Raw genomic sequence first — 25,590 nt, 5'->3', positions numbered from 1 at the left:
CTGAGCGAAAGGTACAAAGAGAAAAGCCCCAGGTCGATAATATCAACCCGAGGCCAACTCTAACGCTCGACAACGTTAGGTTAGCTTCTTACTCGCCGCGAGGCAAGGATAAGGAGGCATGATGCCAAACAGAGGAGATATCGTAAAACTGGTCGTTATCTGTACCACGGTAATCTTGTTGGTATGGATAACGCGCAGCAAGCTTTGTGAGCTGCGTATTCGATCGGGCAACACGGAGGTTGCGGCCATTTTGGCCTACGGATCCGAACGGTAAAGCAACCCAACGGCGGGGGCGAGCTCCCGCCCGTTGGTTGTAAGCGTACAGATCTACGAGCACCCATCTCATACAAACTCAAGCGACGGACTTACGGTTCGTCGTTTCAGACTGCTGACACACTTCATCCTTCTCTCTACAAGAGGCGCGGCATTGTGACCGTTCAGGTAAGTTCATGCCTGCCCTCTTACACATTCAGCAATATTGCCACTGTCATTTAGCGCTTTTTTTCAGGCCGTTACAATGCATTGCGTGGCACTGCGCAAAGTTGAAAGTTAGGGGGAAAACGGCCGCCAGTCAGGCTGGTGAGATGAATATACTGCGGGTGGGTGCTCTGGATCTTTGTATCTGGAGCCTGAGCGAAAGGTACAAAGAGAAAAGCCCCAGGTCGATAATATCAACCCGAGGCCAACTCTAACGCCCAACAACGTTAGGTTAGCTTCTTACTCGCCGTGAGGCAAGGATAAGGAGGCATAATGCCAAACAGAGGAGATATCGTAAAACTGGTCGTTATCTGTACCACCGTAATCTTGTTGGTATGGATAACGCGCAGCAAGCTTTGTGAGCTGCGCATTCGATCGGGCAACACGGAGGTTGCGGCCATTTTGGCCTACGAATCCGAACGGTAAGGCAACCCAACGGCGGGGGCGAGCTCCCGCCCGTTGGTTGTAAGCGTACAGATCTACGAGCACCCATCTACAAATAAATATCCTCCGGCATAGCCGGAGGTTTTTCATATGCGCCTATAAGGCTCTCTTGCCAGCCGCGCCCTAACAGGCGCATTGCGATCTGACATTTGCATTTATGGGTTACTTACGGCCCGTAAACGGGCTACCTGGATACGGGATCGACAACTGCTCACCCATCTTATCCTCTTCCAACTGGTGCTTTATGTATTCTTGTATCCTGGCTGTGTTTTTCCCCACCGTATCAACGTAATACCCTCGGCACCAGAACTCCCTGTTACGGTATTTGAACTTCAAATCGCCAAACTGCTCATAAAGCATCAGGCTGCTCTTTCCCTTCAAGTATCCCATAAAGCCCGATACACTCATTTTGGGCGGGATTTCCAGAAGCATATGGATGTGATCCACACAGCATTCTGCTTCCAGAATATTCACGTTTTTCCATTCGCACAGCTTTCTTAAGATACTCCCTATCGCTTTGCGCTTTTCCCCGTAGAACACCTTTCTTCGGTACTTCGGCGCAAAAACTATGTGATATTTACAGTTCCATCGCGTGTGCGCTAAGCTCTTTTCGTCCCCCATAGGGACCCCCTTTTGATTTCTTGTTGAACGTTTGCAGTTGCCAGACCGCAAACTGTTTTAACAAATCAAAAGGGGTTTTTATAACTGGCTCAAAGCTGAAAGCTTTACGGAACCTCCAGCCTAGCTGGAGGTTTTCTGTGTACAACGAAAACGGCGAGCCTCAGGCTCGCCGTTGTTACGTCTAACGCTCAGGCTTACTTCAAACCAGCCGCTTCACGCAGCTGGGCTGCCTTATCGGTCGCTTCCCATGGGAAGTGTTCGCGGCCAAAGTGGCCGTAAGCTGCGGTTTCACGGTAAATCGGTTGCAGCAGGTCCATCATTTGGATCAGGCCATATGGGCGCAGATCGAAGAACTCACGCACCAGCAGGGTCAGTTGCTCGGTCGAGATCTTCTCGGTGCCGAAGGTTTCCACCATGATGGAGGTTGGTTCTGCCACGCCGATAGCGTAGGACACCTGGATCTCACAGCGATCTGCCAGACCCGCGGCCACGATGTTTTTTGCCACGTAGCGTGCAGCATAGGCCGCAGAACGGTCAACCTTGGAAGGATCCTTGCCGGAGAATGCGCCGCCACCGTGACGGGCCATGCCGCCGTAGGTATCAACGATGATTTTACGACCGGTCAGACCGCAGTCACCCATTGGGCCACCGATAACAAAACGACCGGTTGGGTTGATGTGGTATTTGGTGCCTGCGGTCAGCCACTCGGCTGGCAGTACCGGCTTGATGATCTCTTCCATCACCGCTTCTTGCAGATCTTTCAGCGCGATATCATCGGAATGCTGGGTGGACAGCACCACGGCATCGATGCCGACGATTTTGCCATCGTCATACTGGAACGTGACCTGGCTTTTGGCGTCTGGGCGCAGCCAAGGCAGGGTACCATTTTTACGCACTTCGGCCTGGCGTTGAACCAGACGGTGGGCGTAAGTGATTGGCGCAGGCATCAACACGTCGGTTTCATTCGAGGCATAACCGAACATCAGGCCCTGATCGCCAGCCCCTTGCTCCAGCGGATCGCTGCGGTCAACACCCTGGTTGATATCTGGTGATTGTTTACCGATGGCGCTCAGTACGGCACAGGAGTTGGCATCAAAGCCCATATCGGAATGGACATAGCCAATTTCACGCACGGTTTTACGGGTGATCTCTTCGATATCGACCCAGGCGCTGGTGGTGATCTCGCCGCCAACCAGCACCATGCCGGTTTTCACGTAGGTTTCGCAGGCTACGCGGGCTTTTGGATCCTGTTCCAGGATGGCATCAAGAACGGCATCCGAGATTTGATCGGCAATTTTATCCGGATGTCCTTCGGAAACAGATTCGGACGTGAAGAGGTGTTTAGCCATGGTGTTCTTTACCTTGCAAAAGACGGGTTGGAAATTACTGCACAGCGCTGGAGATCCGGGCATCAAAGCGAAGGGTCTTCCGCTGATGGCGAGATGCATCCTGCAACGCCCCTCAGGCAAAGCCGTTAAGCAGTTTATCGGTTAATCAGTATAGATGGATTAACATCTGGACGTCTATTTTAGGTCAGCCTTTAGCCGGATTGCCAGCAATTTTTTGCCCTAACGCTCTTTTGGGCAAACCGCTTGCCGCCATTTTCATCGCTTGAAACAGTTTCTGGCGAATTTTCATTTTGCATTTTGCCCGGGGGTCCGGTATAAACTGCGCGCGCGGTTCATTTGGTGCACAGCGTGTTGCAGAAAATTGAAACTTTCTGTAAACCCGGCAACGCCGCGCCATGATCTACCGTAGGTACCCAATGATGGGGCCGCCGCTTCATTGAACGTTCACGTTCTTATACTATATAGAGGCTTTGTCGTTCATCGCGAGCGGCATGCGTGGAGGTGGTTGGATTAATGATCCGTTGTCTACTGGTTGTTGGTTCTCAACAGCAGTGCCGTTCTGGCGCGCATTCTTGTGCTATTTCCCGTCTTGTCTCTACACCATCTACCCGATGTTACACACATCTGGGCGCTACTCAGGGTTCTCGGGCCGGTTAACGGCTGTCTGAAGCACTGAACAAGGGTAGCCTACAGCTCTCCTGTGGGATGATTCTTTACCCGATTCACGAGGTTTGAACAGGGTGTCTTACAATAAATCTATTGGGTATAAACCGATCGCTGACCACGAACGGCAGGTGAATTCACTGCTAAAATGGGGTGTTTCCGGGTTGTTCTCGCGGGTTGTAGCTGCGATAGTGGCTGACTATATCGTCAGTATGCAAGGTGAGGCGAGTAATGTCTGAAGATATGCCGATCCAACGCCCGTCAGTAGCGGGTGATAATTTATCTTTACGCTCCATGCAGGAGGTTGCCATGAATGATCGTAATGCCAGCAAGATGCTGCGCACTTATAACGTCGCCTACTGGGGCAACAATTACTTTGACGTCAATGAGCTGGGCCACATCAGCGTGTGCCCGGACCCAGACGTCCCGCATGCGCGCGTCGATCTCGCCGAGTTGGTGAAAGAGCGCCAAAAAGATGGCCAGCGCCTGCCCGCCTTGTTCTGCTTCCCGCAGATCTTGCAGCATCGCCTGCGTTCCATTAACGCCGCGTTCAAACGTGCGCGTGAATCCTTCGGCTATGAAGGTGGTTACTTCCTGGTTTACCCGATCAAGGTTAACCAGCACCGCCGCGTGATTGAATCACTGGTCAACTCCGGTGAACCACTGGGGCTGGAAGCGGGTTCCAAAGCGGAACTGATGGCGGTACTGGCCCATGCCGGTATGACCCGCTCGGTGATCGTCTGTAACGGCTACAAAGACCGTGAATATGTTCGTCTGGCGCTGATCGGTGAAAAGCTGGGGCACAAAGTGTACCTGGTGATCGAGAAGATGTCGGAAATCCAGATGGTGCTGGAAGAAGCTGAGCGCCTGAATGTCGTACCACGCCTGGGCGTGCGTGCCCGCCTGGCCTCACAAGGGGCAGGTAAATGGCAGTCGAGCGGTGGTGAGAAATCCAAGTTCGGTCTGGCCGCCATTCAGGTATTGAAGCTGGTGGAGACCCTGCGTGAAGCGGGCCGCCTGGATAGCCTGCAATTGCTGCATTTCCACCTGGGTTCTCAGTTGGCCAATATTCGCGATATCGCCACTGGCGTACGTGAGTCTGCGCGTTTCTATGTCGAGCTGCATAAGCTGGGCGTAAACATTCAATGTTTCGACGTAGGTGGCGGCCTGGGTGTGGATTATGAAGGCACCCGTTCGCAGTCCGACTGTTCGGTCAACTATGGCCTGAATGAATATGCCAACAACGTGATTTGGGGGATCGGTGATGCCTGTAATGAGCATGGCCTGCCGCATCCAACGGTGATCACTGAGTCTGGCCGTGCCGTAACTGCCCACCATACGGTGCTGGTTTCCAACGTTATTGGCGTTGAGCGCAACGAATTCTGTGAGCCGGTTCCTCCGGTCGAAGATGCGCCGCGCGCTCTGGAAAGCATGTGGGAAACCTGGCAGGAAATGAACGAGCCGGAAAACCGTCGTTCGCTGCGTGAATGGTTGCACGATAGCCAGATGGATCTGCACGATGTGCATACCCAGTATGCCCATGGTATGTTGGATCTGACCAAGCGTGCCTATGCCGAGCAGCTGTATCTGAATATCTGCAACAAGATCCAGCAGCAGCTCGATCCGAGCAATCGCGCGCACCGGCCAATCATTGATGAATTGCAGGAGCGGATGGCGGACAAGTTCTACGTCAACTTCTCACTGTTCCAGTCGATGCCGGATGCCTGGGGTATCGACCAACTGTTCCCGGTCTTGCCGTTGGAAGGCTTGGACAAGCCGCCGGAAGGCCGTGCGGTATTGCTGGATATCACCTGTGACTCCGATGGCACCATCGATCACTATATTGATGGTGACGGCGTAGCCACTACCATGCCGATGCCGCCGTACGATCCGGAAAACCCGCCTCTGCTGGGGTTCTTTATGGTTGGTGCCTATCAGGAAATCCTGGGCAATATGCACAACCTGTTTGGCGATACGGCGTCGGTGGATGTGTTTGTGTTCCCTGATGGCAGCGTAGAAACCGAGCTGTCTGATGAAGGCGATAGCGTAGCCGACATGCTGGAATACGTGCAGCTCGATCCGATCGCGCTGCTGGCTAAATTCCGCGATCAGGTGAAAGAAACCGATCTTGACGCGGAGTTGCAGGCGCAATTTGTCGAAGAGTTCGAGGCTGGTCTGTATGGCTATACTTATCTCGAAGATGAGTAAGTTATGCCGATAGGCTGACATACTTCCTATCCAGGGGCGCGGCAGAGGCTGCGCTCCTTCATTTTTCCCTCTTAGCCCTTACCCCGCCAAATTAGAAATTCCATTTAAACTTTCAACGTATTAATGCAGCGTTCCCAGTTATCACAAATTTGTGAACTCTCCGTGAGGATTTGGTCACGACTTTCTCTGTAGTTTGTCATTGTCGGTGAATAGCACCAGAGGTAACGATGATGATCAACAGACGGTATTTTATTCTGGGCGGCGGGGCACTCTCTGTGGCCTATGCCGTGGGCGTGCTGCCTGCCCTTTTTTCTCGTTCGGCGATGGCGGAGACGTTTGCCGTCAACTATACCGCAGAGCAATGGCGGCAACGGCTCTCTGCCAGCCAATATGCGGTTTTGCGCGAGGAAGGCACAGAGCCCCCTTACAGCAGCTCGCTTAACGATGAGCATCGCGAGGGGCAGTTTGCCTGTGCGGGTTGCCAGCAGGCGCTGTTTTCTTCCCACACCAAGTTTGACAGCCACACCGGCTGGCCCAGTTTCTGGCAACCCCTCGAACAGGCGGTGGCGACGCGTAAGGATCGAACGCTGGGCATGGTCCGCGAAGAGGTGCATTGCAGTCGCTGTGGTGGGCATTTGGGGCACGTATTTGATGATGGCCCGCAACCCACCGGTTTGCGCTACTGCATGAATGGCATCGCCATGCGGTTCACGCCAAGCTCTGCCTAACCAGAATAGTGAGGAATAACATGAGAAACGTAGACAAAACGCTACCATCGCTGGGTAAATACGGCATATGGGGCGCGATAGTGGTTGCCGCCGGATTCTGTTTGCAGAGCGTGGCTTGGCCACTTGGTGATGCCGAGGCGGCGGTAGCGATCCCTGCGCCGGTAATAGACGAAGCGCCGACGACATCGCGCTCGGAAACCGCGATCTTTGCCGGTGGTTGTTTCTGGGGCGTACAAGGGGTGTTCCAACATGTTAAAGGCGTGACCAATGCCATATCCGGTTATACCGGAGGTGCGGCACAAACGGCTAATTATGAGGCCGTCAGTGGAGGGGATACCGGCCATGCAGAGTCGGTGCAGGTCACCTTTGATCCACAGCAGATTACCTATGGCCAACTGCTGCAAATCTATTTTTCGGTAGTACATAACCCAACCGAGCTCGATCGCCAAGGGCCGGACAGTGGCACGCAATATCGCTCAGCCGTTTTCCCACTGACGGCGTCACAACAGCAGGTTGCCAAGGCTTATATTGCACAGCTGGATGCCAGTAAACGCTTTGCCAAACCGCTGGTGACCCGCATTGAGGACAATGGTCATTTTTATCCTGCCGAGGCTTACCACCAAAACTATCTCACCCTTAACCCGGATCAGCCCTATATCGTGGTGAATGATTTGCCGAAGGTAAAACAATTACAGCAGTTGTTCCCGGTGCAATATCGCACAGAGCCGCTATTGGTTAACTGATGACAGGTTGTCTCTTCTATACTTGGTAATGACGAGTACCTTGAAGAGTGAACCAATTGCGGCGATAATCTACCCATTGAAACAGACATCGAATAAATCCCTTTCTCGTCGGGCTAACGACGCGGGAGGGATTTTTTTTTGCTACCGCCCAAGCGTCCGGCTACGGGCGAACCGTTGAAAAATGAGGGTAAATATGAGTACCTTAGGCCATCAGCCCGATAATTCCTTAGTGTCCAACGCCTTTGGTTTCCTGCGCTTTCCGCTGAACTTTATGCCTTACGATAGCGATGCAGAGTGGGTGATCACCGGTGTTCCTTTTGATATGGCTACCTCCGGCCGCGCCGGTGGGCGTCATGGCCCTGCGGCGATCCGCCAGGTTTCTACCAATCTGGCATGGGAAGGGGCGCGCTGGCCTTGGAACTTTGATCTGCGCGATCGTCTGAACGTGGTCGATTGTGGTGACGTGGTATTCAACTTTGGTGATGCCCAGGATATGAGCGACAAACTGCAGGCGCACGCAGAAAAACTGCTGGCAGCCGGCAAACGCATGCTCTCTTTCGGTGGTGACCACTTCGTTACGCTGCCGCTGCTGCGCGCGCATGCCAAGCATTTTGGCAAAATGGCGTTGGTGCATTTCGATGCCCATACCGACACCTATGCCAACGGCAGCAAGTTTGACCACGGCACCATGTTCTTCCATGCGCCGAACGAAGGCCTGATCGATCCCAACCATTCCGTGCAAATCGGTATCCGTACCGAGTTCGACCGTGACAACGGCTTCACGGTACTGGATGCTGCGCAGGTTAACGATCGTGGCGTGGACGATCTGCTGGCGCAGATCAAACAGATCGTTGGCGATATGCCGGTTTATCTCACCTTCGATATCGACTGCCTGGATCCGGCTTTCGCACCTGGCACCGGCACCCCGGTGATCGGCGGCCTGACCTCCGATCGCGCCCTGAAACTGGTGCGTGGTATGCAGTCACTGAACATTGTCGGCATGGATGTGGTAGAAGTGGCTCCGGCTTACGACCAGTCTGAGATCACCGCACTGGCAGCGGCAACGCTGGGCCTGGAAATGTTGTATCTACAGGCGTCCAAAAAGCAGGCATAGTCAGATTGCTGGATGGGGAGGGGCGCTGTATGCTGCGCCCCGAATCTCCCGCACCCCATCATGAAAATATTGCCGTGAAGATAAAGTGTATTTCGCGTTTACGGAGGAACCGTGCTGACTAAACCATCTATACGCCTCAACAAATATATTAGCGAGAGCGGTATCTGCTCGCGTCGCGATGCCGATCGTTACATCGAACAGGGCAATGTTTTTATCAACGGTAAGCGCGTGGCGCTCGGCGATCGGGTATTCGCTGGCGACGTGGTCAAGGTTAACGGGCAGCTGATTGAACCCCGTAACGAAGACAACCTGATTTTTATTGCGCTGAACAAGCCGGTGGGGATCGTCAGTACCACCGAAGACGGTGAGAAAGACAATATTGTCGATTTCGTCAACCACAGCACCCGTGTCTTCCCGATTGGACGCTTGGATAAAGATTCGCAGGGGCTGATCTTCCTCACCAACCATGGCGATCTGGTGAACAAGATCCTGCGTGCCGGTAACGACCACGAGAAAGAATATCTGGTCACGGTTAACAAACCGGTGACCGACGATTTTATCCGTGGTTTGGGTGCCGGAGTGCCGATGCTGGGCACGGTGACCAAGAAATGTAAGGTGAAGAAAGAAGCCCCCTTTGTATTCCGTATCGTGCTGGTGCAGGGGCTTAACCGCCAAATCCGCCGCATGTGTGAACATTTTGGATATGAGGTGACCAAGCTGGAGCGCACCCGCATCATGAACGTGGGCCTGTCTGGGCTGCCGTTAGGGGAATGGCGCGATCTGACGGACGACGAACTGGTTGAGTTGTTTAAGTTGATCGAGGACTCGTCCTCAGAGGCCAAACCCGCCAAGAAAGCGGCCAAGCCCAAGCCGGCGGTAAAAAAACCGGTGAGCGGCGGGCAGAAAGCCGCGGATAAAGCGGGCAGTCAAGCTCCAGCGCGTAAGCGTTTTGCTCAGCCAGGGCGCAAGAAGAAAGGGCGCTAAGTCGGCGTTTTCTGCCAATCACTACGGATTAAACGGCCTCAGTCTTGATGACTGGGGCCGTTTTGCTTTGTTTTCACCCCTGGTGCATTTTTTCGTGATCCACTCCGCAGTTGTAACTTTAAAATAACCAATCATTAACATTCTTCCCTTTGCTGGCTTGACGAAAGATTCGCCATATCTATAGTGACTGTATTAAATAAGAAACTGAGTTTCATATATGAAACAATCAGATAGAGGACAGAAGCAATGAGCTGGAAGAACGTGTGCGAAGTGTCTCAAGTTAAAGAAGATTTTCCTTTCTCCGCCAATATTGAGGGAAAAGAGGTCGGCGTCTATTTGATCGACGGTCAATATTACGCGCTGGAAGACGTCTGTCCGCATGCCTATGCCTTGCTCAGCCAAGGGTTTGTCGATGACGGAAAAGTGGAGTGTCCACTGCACGAAGCGGTGTTCGATGTGCGTAGCGGCCAATGCCTGCGCGAACCCGGTGGCCGTGATCTGCAAACCTACCCTACCCGGGTGATCGACAATCAAATCCAAATCACCTTTATCGCGGAGGAATAAGCATGCAGCACATTACCGATTTCAACCCTTGGCTGCCGGATACCCAACAGGTTATCCCGGCGCGTGAGGGCGGCAACGGCCAAATCCATCAACCCGGCCAGTTTCAGAATGTGATCTGGCAAACCCGGGCGCGCGTGCCAGACGGGTTTGAAACCGCGCTGGTAGCCGCGCTGGAAGAGATCTTCGAGCAAGGGGCGGAGGAGCTGGAGCAGATCGTCAGCGCGCTCAATCAGCGTCGCCTGTTCGATCGCAGTGGTCAGCCATGGAATGAAGCCACGTTCCGCGAATTCCTACACGTCAACGGTTTCTGAGCCGCACAGGGAGAAGGACAATGACAGCAAACACAGCATCCTCCGCGCAGACGGTACAAGACTATCTGGATCAGGGCCTGCGCGGTATGTGGTACCCGGTATTGGCCAGTTGGGAAGTGGGTAACAACCCGGTGGGCATCACCCGTCTTGAACAACAGATTGTGGTGTGGCGCGATAAACAAGGGGCGATCCACGCACTGGAAGATCGTTGCCCGCATCGTGGCGCGCGCCTGTCGATGGGCTGGAACCTTGGCGATCGTATTGCCTGCTGGTATCACGGCGTTGAAGTGGGTGGCGATGGCGAGGTTAAAGATGTGCCAGCGGTAGACCGCTGCCCGCTGGTAGGGCAAAAATGCCTGAAATCCTACCCGGCGAAAGAGGCTTACGGTGCGGTGTTCCTGTATTTCGGCGTCACCGCCGACGAACAGCCTGCCGAACTGAGCTTCCCGCAGGAACTGGCGGATGAGGCCAATTACAGTAACTTCCTGTGTACCGCCAGCTGGGACTGTAACTATCAATACGCATTGGAAAACGTGATGGATCCGATGCATGGCACCTACCTGCACTCTTCATCACATTCGATGGCGGAAGGGGATCGCAAGGCCGATATGGCGCTGGAACCTACCGACAGCGGTTTCATCTTTAAAAAGAACGGCCAGATTGGCGTGAACTTCGACTGGGTCGAATTTGGCAGCAGCGGTGCCTATTGGATGCGCCTGTCGATCCCTTACAAAAAGCGTTTTGGGCCGGGCGGCCACTTCTGGATCATCGGCATGGTGGTGCCGGAAGATAAAGATCACTGCCGGGTATTCTTCTGGCGTATCCGCAAAGTGAAAGACTGGCAGCGTGACGCATGGCGTTTTATGTACCGCAACCGTCTGGAAGAACTGCACTGGGACGTACTGGAGCAGGATCGCATCGTGCTGGAGAACATGGCACCGAACGCGCGCGGTCGTGAATACCTGTATCAGCATGACGTGGGCCTCTCCCGCCTGCGCCGTATGATGCAGAAAGAGGCACAAAAGCAGCTGGCAACGCTCAGCGAGCTGGAGGCGGCACAGTGAGCGGCTTGCTGGCAGGAAAGCGTATCGTAGTCACCGGAGCGGCGCGTGGGCTGGGGCGCAGCTTTGCCGCCGCAGTGGCTCAGGCCGGGGCCAGCGTGGTGATGTGCGATATCCTGGCGGAGGAGTTGCAGGACAGCGCCGCTAGCCTGCGTGAGCAGGGGGCACAGGTTGAAGCTCAGGTTATCGATCTGGCTTCACCGCAATCCATCACTGCGGCGTTCAGTGCGATTGCCAAGGGCGGCGCGATCGACGGGCTGGTGAACAACGCCGCGATGGCAACCGGTGTCGGTGGCAAAACCATGATGGAATACGACATTGAGCTGTGGGACAAGGTCATGCAGGTCAACGTGCGGGGGACCTGGTTGGTGAGTCAGGCGGCGGTGCCATTATTAGCCCAAACGCCGCATGCCAAAATCGTCAACGTTGCCTCGGATACCGCCTTGTGGGGCGCGCCCAAACTGATGGCCTATGTGGCGAGCAAAGGGGCGATCATCTCGATGACCCGCTCCATGGCACGTGAGCTGGGGCCGCAGGGCATCTGCGTCAACTCCATTGCACCGGGCCTGACGCGCGTTGAAGCCACTGAGTATGTCCCTGCCGAACGGCATCAGCTTTACGAGCAGGGCCGGGCACTGGCAGGCGCACAGCATCCGGACGATGTGACCGGTAGCGTGCTCTATCTGCTGTCGCCGCTGGCGGATTTTGTCACCGGCCAACTGATACCGGTCAACGGTGGTTTTGTGTTTAACTGACCGCCTGACGGACAGGCAAACATTTTAGGAGCAGCACATGGCAGACGATCAAGCGTGTAAATATCTGATCCCGGGGCTGGATCGCGGGTTACAACTGCTGCTGGCCTTCGGCGAGCAGCATAAGGAAATGACCTTTGCAGAATTACATCGCCTGGTCGATATGCCAAAGGCAACTGCCTATCGCGTGGTGCAAACGCTGGAGCATCTGGGCTTTTTGGAGCGCAATCCGCGCACCAACACCTTTGCGTTGGGGATCAAAGTGCTGCGTCTGGGCTTTGAATATATCGCCTCGTTGGATGTGGCCCAGGCTGGTCAACCGGTGATCGAGCAATTGCGCGATCGCAGTCAATGCAGCAGCCATCTGGCGATCCGCGATGGGCATGATGTGATCTATATCGCCCGCGTCAGCGCGGCTGGCTCGCAGATCAACCAGGTCAGCGTGGGTACCCGTTTACCGGTGCACCGTACCTCGCTTGGCCGGATGCTGCTGACCAGCACCAGCCGGGAAGAGTTTGAACGCCTGTTCCCGCATGAAGCCTTGCCCGATGCGGCTCCAGGGACACCGGCCAATCGCGAAGCGCTGTGGCAGATGGTGCAGCAGGATAAGGCCCGTGGCTATGTGATTGGCGAATCCTTCTACCGCCACGGCATTTCCTCGATCGTCTATCCGATCTTTAACCGCGAGCAGCGGGTAGAGGCGGTGGTCAGCATTATGGTGCCGTCCGATGAGATCCCAAAGGCCGATCGCGAGCGGTTGCGCATGGAAGTCCGGGACGCTGCGGTGAAAATTTCCGGCCTGTTGGGCGCGCCACCGCAGGCTAACGTCGGCTAACTAGCCAAACGCTTTGTTGTCTGGGCGAAGCTATTCGCCCACTACCAATCACTCAGGCAGGGATAAGACTCATGAGCTTCATGGGCCGGGGTCGATCATGTCTGAAAAACGCATTCAGCGAGAACGTGAGGCACAATAATGAGCATAACCGGAATCGAAAAGCTGGAATTTGGCGTTGAAGATCTGCCAACGTGCGAAAAGTTTATGCAGGACTTCGGTCTGCAACCAACGCTACAGCATTGGGGCGAACCGCGCCGTGAATTTACCACGTTGAGCGGGGCTAGCGTGGTGCTGTATCCGCAAGACAGCGAGGTCTTACCGGCCGCGTTTGAGGCAGGTTCGACCTTGCGCCGTATGACCTGGGCAGTTGAAAGCCCTGCGGCGCTGGCTGCGTTGCAACCCCTGTTGGCGCAGATGCCTGGCTTTCGCCACGTCGGCGAAGAGTTGGAATGCCGCGATCCCAACGGTATGACGCTGCGTTTTGCCGTTACTGCGCAGCAACCGGTGGAGCTGCCCGTTTCGCCGATCAACCAATGGGGCGATGTACGCCGCATCGACCAGCCTAGCCCGGTTTATGCCAAAGCCGAGCCGGTCAATATCGGTCACGTAGTGTTCTTCGTTGAGGATTTGGCTGCTACCGAACGCTTCTACTGCGATCTGCTCGGTTTCCAGGTTTCCGACCGCTATATCGATCGCGCCGTCTTCCTGCGCACCCAGGCACGCGGTGGCCATCACAACCTGTTCCTGCTGAAACTGCCTAACCGCCCACGGGGCCTGAACCATGTCGCCTTCACCGTACGCGATATCCATGAAGTGATCGGCGGCGGCATCGCGATGAATAAAGAGCAGTGGAGCACCTTTATAGGCCCAGGCCGCCACCCGATCTCCTCGGCTTATTTTTGGTACGTCAACAGCCCGACCGGCGGTGCCTTTGAGTATTACACCAATGATGACTACCTGACGGAAAACTGGCAGCCGCGTGAGCTGGAGCATTCGCTGGTCTCGTTTACCGAATGGGCGGTCGAAGGCGGGATCGATCACGATACCCGCCGCCAACATAAGAAGCCGGGGGCGGTATGAGTCAACCAACCCGTGCAGGCATTGTCATTATCGGCGGCGGCCAGGCTGGTGGTTGGGCAGCGAAAACGCTGCGCGATCGCGGTTATAGCGGCAGGTTGTCGGTGATCAGTGACGAGCCTTATGATTTTTACGAACGCCCACCGCTCTCCAAGGCGGCGCTGTTGGATGGCAATGCGCCACTCAGCCGCCTGTTCAGTGAAGAGGTGGTGGCCGGGATGAATATCGATTGGCACCGCCCGCTACGTGCCGAAGCCATCGACGGACAGCAGCAAATCGTCACGCTCAGCGACGGCAGCCAGCTGCAGTTTGATCAACTGCTGATTGCGACCGGTGGCCGACCACGCCTGCCGGATGCCAACTGGGCCAAGCACCCGCGAGTGATGACCCTGCGTTCCTGGGATGATGCGGCACGCCTGCGCCAGGGCCTACAGCAATGCCAAAAGCTGGCGATTGTGGGTGGTGGTTGGATCGGGCTGGAGATTGCCGCTTCGGCCCGCAAGCTGGGTGTTGACGTGACGGTGTTTGAGCGCCAAGCCGCGCTGTGTATGCGTAGCGTAGGGGCTAGCGTTTCCCAGGCATTGTTGGAACTGCATCAACAGCAAGGCGTCACCGTGCATTGCGACTGCGGCGAAATCACGCTTGAAGATCGCGAGGGTGAAGCCTGGATTGGCAGCGCCAGCAGTGCTGCGCAGCCCTTCGACCTGGTGGTCGTTGGCATTGGCGTTGAACTGAATCTGGAACTGGCCCACAGCGCCGGGCTGAAGCTTGAGGGCGGGATCGTCGTAGATGGGCAAGGGCGTACCAGCCACCCGGCCATTTTTGCTGCAGGCGATGTTGCGCGCCATCCCACTCTCGGCCTGTGTCTGCAATCCTGGGCCTACGCACAGAATCAGGCGATCAGCACCGCTTGCGCGATGTTGGATGCGTTTGCCGCACCTTACGATGATGTTGCCTGGCTGTGGTCGGATCAATACGACGCCAATATCCAAATCCTGGGCGTCCCTACCGGCGGCGTTCACCAGATAGTGCGCCGTACGCCGCAGTCACAACTGTTCTTCACCCTGAATGCCGATCGGCAACTGGTGCAACTGGTGGCGTTTAACGACGCGCGCACCATCAAGCTGGGTAAACGCTGGCTGGCCAGCGGCCGGGTACTGGATCCGCAGCAACTGGCGGATGTGGAATTTTCTCTGATGGCGTTGAAATAACGCCCGACCCAAAGGGAGCGTTTTATGACTACGCAAGATATTGACGCCCGCAGCGGTCGGGTGGGGGATGCTGTTGCCGAAAATTCACCAACCAGCGTGCGTTGGTCGGTGCCGGCAGCCCTGTTTGCCTGCGTATTGCTGGCGTTTTTCGACAAGATCAGCATTGCTGCGCTGTTTTCTGACCACGAGTTTCAGCAGGCGATGGGCATCGGCTTTGATCCCACCCGGCTCGGGCTGCTGATGAGCGCCTTTTTGTTCTCCTACGGCTTCTCTTCGATGCTGTTGAGCGGCATTGGCGATCGGCTCAATCCGGTCAAGGTGCTGATTGGCATGATGGTGACCTGGGGCGTACTGATGGTGCTGATGGGGATGACGCGCTCTTATCACACCATGATGACGCTGCGTATCCTGCTGGGCATCGCCGAAGGGCCGCTGTTGCCAATGGCCTATGCCATCGTGCGCCAGGCTTTTCCGCAACGTCTCCAGGCGCGAGCCACCATGCTGTGGCTGCTGGGAACCCCGATTGGCGCAGCACTGGGCTTCCCGGTCACGCTGTTCATTCTCAGCCGCTTTAACTGGGAAACCACCTTCTTCTTTATGGCGTTTCTGACCGTGCCGGTGATGTTGCTGGTGCTGTTTGGTATGCGTCACCTTAACGTGGCACGTCCGGCGGCCAGCACCACCAGTAAACCGGCCGTTGCCGAGCGTAAGCAGCTGCGCCGCGAACTGTTCAGCACCCCGCATTTTTGGATGATTTGCCTGTTTAACATCGCGTTTCTCACCTACCTGTGGGGCATGAACGGCTGGCTGCCGAGCTATCTGATCGAAGGCAAAGGCATTCATCTGGAGCACGCCGGATACCTGTCGTCACTGCCGTTTATTGCCATGTTGCTTGGCGAGGTGGTGGGGGCCTGGCTGTCGGACAAGATGGATCGCCGCGCGTTGGCCTGTTTCATCTCGCTGTGCGGTGCCGGGATCGGTTTGGGTGTCGTTCTGTATATGCAGGGCACCTACAGCGTGATCGCCGCCATGTCCTTCAGCACCTTTATGTGGGGAGCCGGCGCGCCAAACATCTTCGCGCTGTTGGCCAAGGCCACCAGCAGCCGGGTGAGCGCTACCGCTGGTGGGGTGTTTAACGGATTGGGTAATTTTGCCGGCGCATTGGCACCGGTGCTGATGGGGGCTCTGATCGCCGCCACCGGCAATATGGATAACGGTTTGCTGTTCCTGGTGGTGATGGCCTTTGTTGGCTGCGCCATTCTGCTGCCGTTACTGAATAAGTATTGATGCAACGAAGGAGAGACAACATGTCCCAGGTTGAGAATAAAGCCGGCATCAAGCCGCAGGATCTGACGATGGAAAACTGGGTGGAATCGCGTATCGCCCGTTTTGAAGGCCGTAAATATGACTGGAACGCGCTGAAGTTCCAGGCCGATTACGATCCGAAGTACCGCCGTGCGCAGATGCGCTATATCGGCACCGGTGCCACCGGCGTCGTCAGCGACACCAACACCATTCCTGCGGGGAACTTTACCTTCTCCACCATGGTGCTGCCGTCGAAATGTGAAGGGCCATTGCACCTGCATGACGACGTTGAAGAAGTGTTCTTTATGCTCAAGGGCAAAATCACGCTGATGATCCAGGACGGCGAAGAGTATTACGAAACCATCCTGAAAGAGCGCGATCTGATTTCTGTCCCGGCGGGGGTTTATCGCGGCCTGTTCAATCACGGCGAAGAGGAAGCGCTGATGTGCGTGATGCTCGGTACTGCCAAGCCGGAAACCCCGACTTACCCGGCCGATCATCCGTTGTCGAAAGTGAAGCGCAACTGATGAACGGCTTACCGGAACGCCAGCAGGCGGATTGTGGAGGCCAGCGGCTAAGTTGGCGTGAAGCCGGGCATGGCCGGGCAGTAGTGCTGCTGCATGGCATCAGTTCCGGTTCTGCTTCGTGGGTGAAGCAGTTCAGCGATCGCGCCCTGACCGACAGCCACCGCCTGATTGCCTGGGATGCTCCGGGTTATGGCGGTAGCGCAGCGCTGGCACAGGCACAGCCAGATGCTGCCGCTTATGCCAACGCGCTGGTGGAGCTGATCGCCGAGTTGCAGTTGCAACAGCCGCTGATTGTGGGGCATTCGCTCGGTGCGTTGATCGGCAGTGCCTTTGCCGCTGCCAACCCGGATGGGCTGAGTGGACTGGTACTGGCCGATCCGGCTCAGGGTTATGCCACTGCGCCGCTGGAAAAACGCCAGCAGGTGTTTGGCCAACGCAAACAGATGATCGAAACGCTTGGCCCACAGGGCTACGGTGAACAGCGTGCGGCAGCATTGCTGCGTGACGATGCGGAACCACAGGATATTGCCTGGGTACGCAGCGGTATGCAGCAACTTGATCCGGCTGGTTTTCTCAGCGCCGCCTGGATGCTGGCCAATGACGATATCAACCGCTACCTGGTGCGCTATCGCGGCCCGTTACAGGTGTGGTGTGGCAGTGTTGATCGCATCACGCCGCCGGAAGGAGCCGCAACGTTGGCGCAACAGCATGATGCGACAATGCGTCTGATTGATGCAGCGGGGCATGCCAGCTATCTCGATGCGCCAGCGCGGTTTAACCGCTATTTGCAGGACTTTACGGGGGCAATCCAACCATGAATTTTCAGATTGAACGGCGAGTGGCGGTGGTCACCGGAGGATCCTCGGGGATCGGTTTTGAAACGCTGCGTCTGTTGCTGGCCGAAGGAGCGAAAGTCGCTTTCTGTGGCCGCAATCAGGACAAACTGGCCAGCGCCGAGGCCAGCCTGCGTGAAGAGTTCCCGCAGGCGGAGATCCTGGCGTTACGCTGCGACGTGCTCGACGCCGAGCAGGTTACCAAGTTTGCCGAGCAGGTCAGCACGCATTTTGGCGCAGTGGACATGTTGATCAACAACGCCGGGCAGGGGTTTGTGGCGCATTTTGATCAAACACCGCGCGAAGCCTGGTTGCATGAGGCAGAGCTGAAACTGTTCGGGGTGATCAACCCGGTGCAGGCCTTTTTACCGGCGTTGGAGCGCTCGGATATCGCCTCCATTACCTGCGTTAACTCACTGCTGGCTCTACAGCCGGAAGAGCACATGATTGCCACCTCGGCAGCCCGTGCCGCGTTGCTCAACATGACGCTGACCTTATCGAAAGAGCTGGTGAGCAAAGGGGTTCGCGTCAATTCCATCCTGCTGGGCATGGTGGAGTCGGGCCAATGGCGGCGGCGCTTTGCCGAACGCCAGGATCAACAACAAAGCTGGGAACAGTGGACGGCGGCGATTGCCGAGCGGCGTGGCATCCCAATGGGGCGTTTGGGTAAACCGCAGGAACCGGCACGGGCGCTGCTGTTTTTAGCCTCCCCCCTGGCCTCATTTACCACCGGTGCGGCGCTGGACGTTTCCGGCGGTTTCAATCGCCATCTCTGACGGGACTGAAAAGATGAAGAAGATCATGATGATTGGCTATGGCGCGATGGCAAAAGAGGTGCTGGCGCGCCTGCCGGAGGGCGTGGCAGTCGGTTGGATCGTGGCACGGGAAACGCATCATGCCGAGATCGACGCAGCGTTTGCCGGACAGGTGCAGGCGCTGGCCCATCCTGACCAGTGTACCGAGCAACCAGATTTGGTGCTGGAGTGTGCCAGCCAGCAGGCGGTCGCCGAGTTTGGTGAGGCTATCGTTAAGCGTGGCTGGCGGCTGGCGGTGATCTCTACTGGCGCCCTGGCCGATGCCGCATTGCAACTGCGTTTGCAGCAGGCCTGCTCACGCTACCACGGGCGGCTGATCGTGCTGTCTGGGGCGGTGGCGGGTATGGATGGTCTGGCTTCGGCGCGAGAAGGCGGGTTGGACAGCGTGACCTACCAGTCCAGCAAAAGCCCGGCCAGTTGGCGCGGCAGCCCGGCGGAAAAGCTGATTAATCTGGATGCCGTCAGCGAAGCGCAGGTGTTCTTTGAAGGATCGGCACGTGAAGCCGCAAGCCTGTTCCCGGCCAACGCCAACGTAGCGGCCACTATTGCGCTGCATGGCTTGGGGATGGACGCCACGCGGGTACGCTTACAGGTAGATCCTCATACTCAACGTAATACTCACCGCCTACAGGTGTGTGGTCAGTTTGGCGAGCTCCAGATTGAGCTGTGCGGCACCCCGCTGGCCAGCAACCCGAAAACGTCAACGCTGGCGGCACTGAGTGCGGTACAAGCCTGCCGCAGTTTGGTGGACGGCGGTTTTATTGCCTGAATGGCAGGAGCAAAGCATGGAAACGTTAAAGATTTTTCTTGCCGGCCGCTGGTGCGAAGGGCGCGGCGAAGAGATGAGTTCAGTTTTCCCGGCGGATGGCAGCGTGAATGCTCGCCTGCGAGCGGCCAACGTCGAGGATGTGAATGAGGCGGTTGCGGCGGCAGAAAAAGCCTGGCGCGAGCCGAGCTGGCGTGGATTGGTGCCGCATCAGCGCGCGGCGATCCTGCATCGCGTCAGCGATTTGATTACTGAACAAGTGGAAGCCCTGGCGCAGTTGCAAACCCGTGACAATGGCAAACCGCTGGCGGAAACCCGTGGTCTGGTCATGAGTGCGGCGGCCACGGCTCGCTATTTTGCTGCCGCCTGCGAGGTGTTGGAGGGAGAGCTTCCCACCCAGCGTAACCGTGATGCGATGACGCTAAGCCAGTATCAGCCGTTGGGCGTGATAGCGGCGATCACGCCGTGGAACTCACCGATTGCCAGTGAAATGCAGAAGGTGGCTCCGGCGCTGGCGGCAGGGAATGCGGTGGTACTGAAACCGGCAGAGGCTACGCCGTTAATGGCGCTGAAACTGGCCGAACTGTTTGAACAGGCAGGCTTGCCTGCTGGCTTGCTCAGCGTATTGCCGGGCAAGGGCTCGGTGATTGGTGAAGCCTTGGCTCGCCATCCGTTGGTGAAAAAGATCTCCTTCACCGGCGGGACCTCCACTGGCCGTCATTTGGCGCATATTGCCGCAGAAAAACTGATCCCTACATCGTTAGAGTTGGGGGGCAAGTCGCCCACCATCGTGCTGGAAGATGCGGATCTGGAACAGGCGGCGCGTGGTATTTGTTATGGCATTTTCAGCTCGGCCGGGCAGGCGTGTATCGCCGGTTCACGGCTGTTTGTGCACCGCTCGCTGTATCATCCGCTGTTGACCCGTTTATGCGAGCTGACCGCCGGACTGCGTATTGGTAACCCGCTGCAAGCCGGTGTGCACCTCGGCCCGCTGATCAGCGACAAGCATCGCCAGAGCGTGGCGGACTACGTGGCCTTGGCCCAGCAGGAAGGGGGCCGGGTGCTCATTGGTGGTGAAGTTCCTGCCGATCCGCAGTTGGCCCAGGGCAGCTATTACCTGCCGACCATTATTGAAGGGCTGAGTAACAGTGCCCGCACCTGCCAGGAAGAGATCTTTGGCCCGGTGCTGGTGGTGATGCCGTTTGATGATGAACAGCAGTTGATCGAACAGGCCAACGACTCGATCTATGGCCTGGCTGCCGGGATCTGGAGCCGTGATTTTGCCCGCTCGATGGCGCTGGCAGAACAGCTGGAAACCGGCACCGTCTGGATTAATACCTACAAGACATTCTCGATTTCCACACCGTTTGGTGGCTTTAAACAAAGCGGCCTGGGGCGCGAAAAGGGCCTGCATGGCATCCAGGCCTATATGCAGCAAAAGAGTTTGTATCTCTCCCTCAGCAATCAGCCTAACCGCTGGAGCGACTGACGTACCCTACGATCAAAGACAAGAAGAAGGCAGATGATGAGCGAAAAAATTACGGTTGGTGAGGCGATAGCCCGAACGTTGGAACAGTACGAGGTGGCGGCAATGTACGGCATCATCTCGATCCACAATCTGCCGATTGCCGATGCCGTTGGGCAGCGTGGCGCGATCCGTTTTGTACCGGCGCGCGGTGAGGCAGGTGCTGTAACCATGGCCGATGCCCACGGGCGCTTTTCTGGCTTGGGGGTGGCGCTGACAAGTACCGGTGCCGGAGCGGGTAACGCCGTCGGTGCGATGATTGAAGCGCTGAATGCCAATACGCCGCTGTTGCATATCACCGGGCAGGTAGAGAAAGCCTACCTGGATGCGGATGCCGGGTTTATCCATGAAACCAAGGATCAACTGGGCTTCCTGCGCGCCTGTTCTAAACAGGCTTACCGGGTGAACTCGCCGGAGCAGGCGGTCGCGGTGATCCAGCGCGCCATTCTGGATGCGCAGACTGTGCCTTGTGGCCCGGTGGCGGTAGAGATCCCGATCGATATTCAGAACAGCCTGGTTCCCGCCAGCCTGGTAGGGAAGGTGGTGCTGCCTCCTGCTCTGCCTGCTGCGGACGAAGCTGCGGTTGAACGTCTTTACCAACAGGTGAAGCGTGCCAAGCGTCCATTGCTGTGGGTTGGTGGTGGTGCGCTGGCCTGTCGTGAGGCGGTGAAACAGTTGGCGGATGCCGGTGTGGTAGTGATCTCCAGCACCCATGGGCGTGGGATTTTACCGGATAGCCATCCGCGCAGCCTGCGGGCCTTCCACAACTCACCAAGCGTTGAGGCGATCCTGACGCAGTGTGATTTGACGCTGGTGGCCGGTTCCCGCCTGCGTAGTAACGAAACTCGTACCTGGTCACTCCCTCTGCCGCGTCCGCTGGTACAGATTGATATCGATCCGGCAGCAGCCAACCGCAATTATCTGGCGGATGAACAGGTTTATGGCGACTGTTCCGCCTTGCTGAGTGCGCTGGCAGCACGCCTGGCCCCCGGCGAGAAGGTGAATGCCGAGTGGGATGCCGAGATTGGTCGTGCGGTTGAGTTGGCCGAAACGGCGCTGCGCCAGCAGTCTGGTGAGTACGCCAAATTGAATGATGCCATCGCCGCCGCGCTGCCGCAGGATGGCCTACTGGTACGTGATATCACCGTTTCTGGCAGCGTATGGGGTAGCCGCCTGTTCCGGGCCATCTCGCCTTTATGCAATATTCACTCGCTGGCAGGAGCGATCGGCATGGGGTTACCGATGGCGATCGGCACGGCCATTGCCAACCCGCAGCGTAAGGTGGTTGGCTTGGTCGGGGATGGCGGTTTGGCGCTGGGTCTGGGAGAACTGGCAACCATGGCGCAGGAGCAGGCCAATATCACCTTGCTGATCATGAACGACGGCGGTTATGGCGTGATGCGTGGCATTCAGGACAAGTATTTCTCTGGACGCCAGTATTATAACGAACTGCATACCCCGGCGTTCTGCCAGGTAGCGGAAGCGATGGGGCTGAAAGCCTGGAAAGTGAGTGATGCCGCGCAGTTTGGTGGCGTGCTGGCGGAGGCGATTAATTACCCTGGGCCATCGGTGGTAGAGGTTGATATGAAAAGCGTTGGGCCGTTGACCTTCGCTGGCCCACCGCAGAAGCTGTACTGATTGCTTACTCGGTTCCCTCTCTCCAGAGGCGTACTCCCAAGAGAGGGAACATAGCGTTACTTACCAGCGGCGATGCGATCGCGAATGTGCTTGGCACGGGCTTCGGAAGTTGGGTGGCTGTCAAACATGCTGCTTTCATGACCACCGTCTAATTTCGCCAGTTTATCGAAACTGGTAGCCAGACCTTCTGGATTGATGCCGCGTTTCTTCAGCAGATCGAATGAGTAATCATCCGCTTCACTTTCCTGTTTTTGTGAGAACTGGGCATTGACCAGTTTTTCGCCCAGATCGGCCAACTGCGACTGAGACAGTGAGGCTGCTACGCCGCCAGCTGAAGATGCTGCGGTACGTAATGCCACTGTCCCATAAGCGACCTGCATGGCTTTACGAGTGTGGCCCAGCGCAACGTGGCCCATTTCATGGCCCAGTACGCCTTCGACTTCGTTATCATCCATCATGTCCATCAGGCCGCTGTAGACGCGGATACAGCCGTTGGCCATCGCCCAGGCATTGACGTCTTTGGTCACGTAAACCTTGTAGTTTGCAGGGGTACCGTTGATGTTATCCCCCAACGCGGCGGCAATCTTGTTCAGGCGCTTGGTATAGTCGCTGCTTGCTGGCGCGATTTGCTCCTTGCTATCCATCTCTGCACAGGATTTATCACTGAGTGCCTTGACGTCGCTATCGCTCAGCGTCGCCGCCTGGTAGGCCTGGGCGCCGGATTGTAGTAGGGTATCGGTATTAAGGTTTTGACAGCCGCTCAATAAAGCAGTAATGCTCAGTGCAATCAAAGAAGTACGGATTTTCATCGTTCTATCGTCCTGTGATAGTTAAGGGGGGATCTGCTGCCATTATTCTGCGCATAGCCTAGTGTACGGCAGGCTTGGCCGAAATAGCTATATTCCGAAATGTGTCCCGAACGTGCGCATTAGTGATGAACTCGCTCTCATTCGGTATTAGGGATTGCTGTTTCAATGCCGAGTCTGAGAAAATAGAAATCTTGATCGCTTTTTTAATCCGACCTGGAGTAAAACATGTCCTCTCGTAAAGAGCTTGCCAACGCCATCCGCGCACTCAGTATGGACGCCGTTCAAAAAGCAAATTCCGGCCACCCGGGCGCCCCTATGGGCATGGCTGATATCGCCGAAGTCCTGTGGCGTGACTACCTGAACCACAACCCTACCAACCCGCACTGGGCTGACCGTGACCGCTTCGTGCTGTCCAACGGCCATGGCTCAATGCTGATTTATAGCCTGTTGCACCTCACCGGCTACGATCTGCCGATGAGCGAGCTGGAAAACTTCCGTCAGCTGCATTCCAAAACTCCGGGTCACCCAGAATATGGTTATACCCCAGGCGTAGAAACCACCACCGGCCCACTGGGCCAGGGGATCGCCAACGCGATCGGTTTCGCCATTGCCGAACGTACGCTGGCCGCGCAGTTCAACCGCCCGGGCCACGAGATTGTTGACCACCACACCTATGCCTTTATGGGCGATGGTTGCATGATGGAAGGCATCTCTCACGAAGTCTGTTCCCTGGCGGGTACCATGAAGCTGGGTAAACTGACGGCGTTCTATGATGACAACGGTATCTCCATCGACGGCCACGTTGAAGGCTGGTTCACCGACGATACCGCCAAGCGTTTCGAAGCCTATGGCTGGCACGTGGTGCGTGGCGTTGACGGCCACAACAGCGACTCTATCAAAGCCGCGATCGAAGAAGCCCATAAGGTCACCGACAAACCTTCCCTGCTGATGTGCAAAACCGTGATTGGCTTCGGTTCACCACACAAAGCGGGCACCCATGATTCCCACGGTGCACCACTGGGTGCAGCCGAAGTTGCGGCTACCCGTGAAGCTCTGGGCTGGAAATACGCCGCCTTCGAAATCCCGCAGGACATTTATGCCCAGTGGGATGCCAAAGAAGCTGGTAAGGCTAAAGAAGCCGCCTGGAACGAGAAACTGGCCGCTTATACCAAAGCCTTCCCGGAACTGGCCGCAGAGTTCAAACGCCGCACCAGCGGTGAACTGCCAGCCAACTGGAAAGCGGAAGCGAAGAAATTCGTTGAGCAGTTGCAGGCTAACCCAGCCAACATCGCCAGCCGTAAGGCATCACAGAACTCACTGGAAGCCTTCGGCAAACTGCTGCCTGAATTCCTCGGTGGTTCTGCGGATCTGGCACCAAGCAACCTGACCATGTGGTCCGGCTCCAAGTCTCTGGGTGACGATCTGGCAGGTAACTACATCCATTATGGCGTGCGCGAATTCGGCATGACCGCCATCACCAACGGTATCGCGCTGCACGGTGGTTTCCTGCCGTACTCTGCAACCTTCCTGATGTTCGTGGAATACGCCCGTAACGCGGTGCGTATGGCTGCGCTGATGAAAATCCGCAACGTGTTCGTTTACACCCACGACTCTATCGGTCTGGGTGAAGATGGCCCGACGCACCAGCCGGTTGAGCAGTTGGCCAGCCTGCGTGTGACCCCGAACATGAGCACCTGGCGTCCTTGTGACCAGGTTGAATCGGCTATCGCCTGGCAGTACGGCATCGAACGCAATGATGGCCCGACTACGCTGGTGTTCTCCCGTCAGAACCTGACCCAGCAGCCACGTACCGCCGAGCAGTTGGCGAACGTTTATCGCGGTGGTTATGTGCTGAAAGACTGTGCAGGTACTCCGGACGTGATCCTGATTGCCACCGGTTCTGAAGTGGGCATCACCGTTGAAGCTGCCGACAAACTGACCGCCGAAGGGCGTAAAGTGCGTGTGGTCTCCATGCCGTCTACCGACGCCTTCGACAAGCAGGACGCGGCCTACCGTGAATCTGTGCTGCCAGCGGCAGTTTCTGCTCGCGTAGCGGTGGAAGCGGGTATCGCGGATTACTGGTACAAGTATGTTGGCTTGAACGGCGCCATCGTGGGCATGACCACCTTTGGTGAGTCTGCTCCGGCAGAGCAATTGTTCAAAGAGTTCGGCTTCACCGTTGACAATGTGGTAGCCAAGGCTAACGCGCTGTTGAAATAACGACTGAGCT

26 protein-coding genes are annotated in these 25,590 nt (G+C 56.5%); 23 read left to right on the top strand and 3 right to left on the bottom strand.

Annotated features, from left to right (window positions below):
• The first annotated feature begins 121 nt into the window (after window positions 1–121).
• Together KGP16_RS21450 and KGP16_RS21445 are read left to right on the top strand one after the other, a co-directional pair.
• The gene (locus tag KGP16_RS21450) at window positions 122–274 is read left to right on the top strand and encodes a Hok/Gef family protein (RefSeq protein ID WP_037375722.1); all 153 of its coding nucleotides are present in this window, start codon (window positions 122–124) and stop codon (window positions 272–274) included.
• A 476-nt stretch (window positions 275–750) separates the two neighbouring features.
• Window positions 751–903 (top strand): Hok/Gef family protein, encoded by a 153-nt coding sequence (locus tag KGP16_RS21445; RefSeq protein WP_024484362.1) that lies wholly within the window; start codon window positions 751–753, stop codon window positions 901–903.
• Window positions 904–1,083: 180 nt separating this feature from the next.
• Here KGP16_RS21445 and tnpA read toward each other — a convergent pair whose 3' ends face one another.
• Together tnpA and metK are read right to left on the bottom strand one after the other, a co-directional pair.
• Window positions 1,084–1,542: an IS200/IS605-like element IS1541C family transposase gene (gene tnpA / locus KGP16_RS21440; protein WP_032908551.1), complete on the bottom strand. Its 459-nt coding sequence runs from the start codon at window positions 1,540–1,542 to the stop codon at window positions 1,084–1,086.
• Between the two features lie 194 nt (window positions 1,543–1,736).
• Window positions 1,737–2,891 carry a methionine adenosyltransferase gene (gene metK / locus KGP16_RS21435; protein WP_021806239.1) on the bottom strand — a complete coding sequence of 385 codons (1,155 nt, stop codon included), beginning with the start codon at window positions 2,889–2,891 and terminating at the stop codon, window positions 1,737–1,739.
• On the opposite strand from metK, the gene KGP16_RS21430 reads away from it, so the two are divergent.
• The 20 genes from KGP16_RS21430 (at window position 2,890) to KGP16_RS21335 (ending at window position 22,551) form a co-directional block, all read left to right on the top strand.
• Window positions 2,890–3,036, top strand: a complete 147-nt coding sequence (locus tag KGP16_RS21430; protein WP_021179752.1) for a hypothetical protein — start codon at window positions 2,890–2,892, stop codon at window positions 3,034–3,036. The genes metK and KGP16_RS21430 overlap by 2 nt on opposite strands.
• Window positions 3,037–3,785: 749 nt before the next feature.
• On the top strand, window positions 3,786–5,762 hold the full coding sequence (speA, locus tag KGP16_RS21425; RefSeq protein ID WP_021806238.1) for a biosynthetic arginine decarboxylase: 1,977 nt from the start codon (window positions 3,786–3,788) through the stop codon (window positions 5,760–5,762).
• Between the two features lie 227 nt (window positions 5,763–5,989).
• Window positions 5,990–6,490, top strand: coding sequence for a peptide-methionine (R)-S-oxide reductase MsrB (msrB, locus tag KGP16_RS21420; RefSeq protein ID WP_223498321.1), 501 nt, complete (start codon window positions 5,990–5,992; stop codon window positions 6,488–6,490).
• A gap of 20 nt (window positions 6,491–6,510) precedes the next feature.
• A complete protein-coding gene (gene msrA / locus KGP16_RS21415) occupies window positions 6,511–7,233 on the top strand; it encodes a peptide-methionine (S)-S-oxide reductase MsrA (RefSeq protein ID WP_223500306.1) in 723 nt (240 codons plus the stop codon).
• A gap of 193 nt (window positions 7,234–7,426) precedes the next feature.
• Entirely contained in the window at window positions 7,427–8,347 is a 921-nt protein-coding gene (speB, locus tag KGP16_RS21410) for an agmatinase (RefSeq protein WP_021179757.1), read from the top strand.
• Between the two features lie 111 nt (window positions 8,348–8,458).
• Window positions 8,459–9,331, top strand: a complete 873-nt coding sequence (gene rluF, locus KGP16_RS21405; RefSeq protein WP_166733296.1) for a 23S rRNA pseudouridine(2604) synthase RluF — start codon at window positions 8,459–8,461, stop codon at window positions 9,329–9,331.
• Window positions 9,332–9,577: 246 nt separating this feature from the next.
• Window positions 9,578–9,895: a non-heme iron oxygenase ferredoxin subunit gene (locus KGP16_RS21400; RefSeq protein ID WP_021179759.1), complete on the top strand. Its 318-nt coding sequence runs from the start codon at window positions 9,578–9,580 to the stop codon at window positions 9,893–9,895.
• 2 nt (window positions 9,896–9,897) lie between these two features.
• The gene (locus KGP16_RS21395; RefSeq protein WP_021806235.1) at window positions 9,898–10,206 is read left to right on the top strand and encodes a recombinase-like helix-turn-helix domain-containing protein; all 309 of its coding nucleotides are present in this window, start codon (window positions 9,898–9,900) and stop codon (window positions 10,204–10,206) included.
• Window positions 10,207–10,226: 20 nt separating this feature from the next.
• Window positions 10,227–11,270 (top strand): aromatic ring-hydroxylating dioxygenase subunit alpha, encoded by a 1,044-nt coding sequence (locus KGP16_RS21390; RefSeq protein WP_021806234.1) that lies wholly within the window; start codon window positions 10,227–10,229, stop codon window positions 11,268–11,270.
• Window positions 11,267–12,022 carry an SDR family oxidoreductase gene (locus KGP16_RS21385; RefSeq protein ID WP_223500305.1) on the top strand — a complete coding sequence of 252 codons (756 nt, stop codon included), beginning with the start codon at window positions 11,267–11,269 and terminating at the stop codon, window positions 12,020–12,022. Before KGP16_RS21390 ends, KGP16_RS21385 begins: the two co-directional genes overlap by 4 nt.
• 37 nt (window positions 12,023–12,059) lie before the next feature.
• Window positions 12,060–12,854: an IclR family transcriptional regulator gene (locus KGP16_RS21380; RefSeq protein WP_021806232.1), complete on the top strand. Its 795-nt coding sequence runs from the start codon at window positions 12,060–12,062 to the stop codon at window positions 12,852–12,854.
• 138 nt (window positions 12,855–12,992) lie between these two features.
• Window positions 12,993–13,934 (top strand): VOC family protein, encoded by a 942-nt coding sequence (locus tag KGP16_RS21375; protein ID WP_021806231.1) that lies wholly within the window; start codon window positions 12,993–12,995, stop codon window positions 13,932–13,934.
• Complete coding sequence (locus KGP16_RS21370) at window positions 13,931–15,142, top strand: NAD(P)/FAD-dependent oxidoreductase (RefSeq protein WP_223500304.1); 1,212 nt, start codon at window positions 13,931–13,933, stop codon at window positions 15,140–15,142. Before KGP16_RS21375 ends, KGP16_RS21370 begins: the two co-directional genes overlap by 4 nt.
• A gap of 24 nt (window positions 15,143–15,166) precedes the next feature.
• Window positions 15,167–16,429, top strand: coding sequence for an MFS transporter (locus tag KGP16_RS21365; RefSeq protein WP_021806229.1), 1,263 nt, complete (start codon window positions 15,167–15,169; stop codon window positions 16,427–16,429).
• 20 nt (window positions 16,430–16,449) lie between these two features.
• Window positions 16,450–16,974, top strand: a complete 525-nt coding sequence (locus KGP16_RS21360) for a cupin domain-containing protein (protein WP_021806228.1) — start codon at window positions 16,450–16,452, stop codon at window positions 16,972–16,974.
• Window positions 16,974–17,792 (top strand): alpha/beta fold hydrolase, encoded by an 819-nt coding sequence (locus KGP16_RS21355; protein ID WP_223500303.1) that lies wholly within the window; start codon window positions 16,974–16,976, stop codon window positions 17,790–17,792. The genes KGP16_RS21360 and KGP16_RS21355 overlap by 1 nt, the downstream gene beginning before the upstream one ends.
• Window positions 17,789–18,583: an SDR family oxidoreductase gene (locus tag KGP16_RS21350; protein WP_223500302.1), complete on the top strand. Its 795-nt coding sequence runs from the start codon at window positions 17,789–17,791 to the stop codon at window positions 18,581–18,583. The genes KGP16_RS21355 and KGP16_RS21350 overlap by 4 nt, the downstream gene beginning before the upstream one ends.
• 13 nt (window positions 18,584–18,596) lie before the next feature.
• Window positions 18,597–19,391, top strand: coding sequence for an aspartate dehydrogenase (locus KGP16_RS21345; RefSeq protein ID WP_223500301.1), 795 nt, complete (start codon window positions 18,597–18,599; stop codon window positions 19,389–19,391).
• A 16-nt stretch (window positions 19,392–19,407) separates the two neighbouring features.
• Window positions 19,408–20,877 (top strand): aldehyde dehydrogenase, encoded by a 1,470-nt coding sequence (locus tag KGP16_RS21340; RefSeq protein WP_218518929.1) that lies wholly within the window; start codon window positions 19,408–19,410, stop codon window positions 20,875–20,877.
• 36 nt (window positions 20,878–20,913) lie between these two features.
• Window positions 20,914–22,551 (top strand): thiamine pyrophosphate-binding protein, encoded by a 1,638-nt coding sequence (locus KGP16_RS21335; RefSeq protein ID WP_021179772.1) that lies wholly within the window; start codon window positions 20,914–20,916, stop codon window positions 22,549–22,551.
• Window positions 22,552–22,607: 56 nt separating this feature from the next.
• Here the strand turns inward: KGP16_RS21335 and KGP16_RS21330 are convergent, their stop codons facing one another.
• The gene (locus tag KGP16_RS21330) at window positions 22,608–23,360 is read right to left on the bottom strand and encodes a M48 family metallopeptidase (RefSeq protein WP_021179773.1); all 753 of its coding nucleotides are present in this window, start codon (window positions 23,358–23,360) and stop codon (window positions 22,608–22,610) included.
• A 225-nt stretch (window positions 23,361–23,585) separates the two neighbouring features.
• Between KGP16_RS21330 and tkt the strand changes: the two genes are divergently transcribed.
• Complete coding sequence (tkt, locus tag KGP16_RS21325) at window positions 23,586–25,580, top strand: transketolase (RefSeq protein ID WP_037375718.1); 1,995 nt, start codon at window positions 23,586–23,588, stop codon at window positions 25,578–25,580.
• Window positions 25,581–25,590: the final 10 nt, after the last annotated feature.

This window comes from Serratia sp. JSRIV006 (genome assembly GCF_019968685.1).
GTDB lineage: Bacteria > Pseudomonadota > Gammaproteobacteria > Enterobacterales > Enterobacteriaceae > Chania > Chania fonticola_B.
The sequence above is the reverse complement of the archived record's forward strand: the minus strand, read 5'-3'. Positions and strand labels throughout refer to the sequence as shown.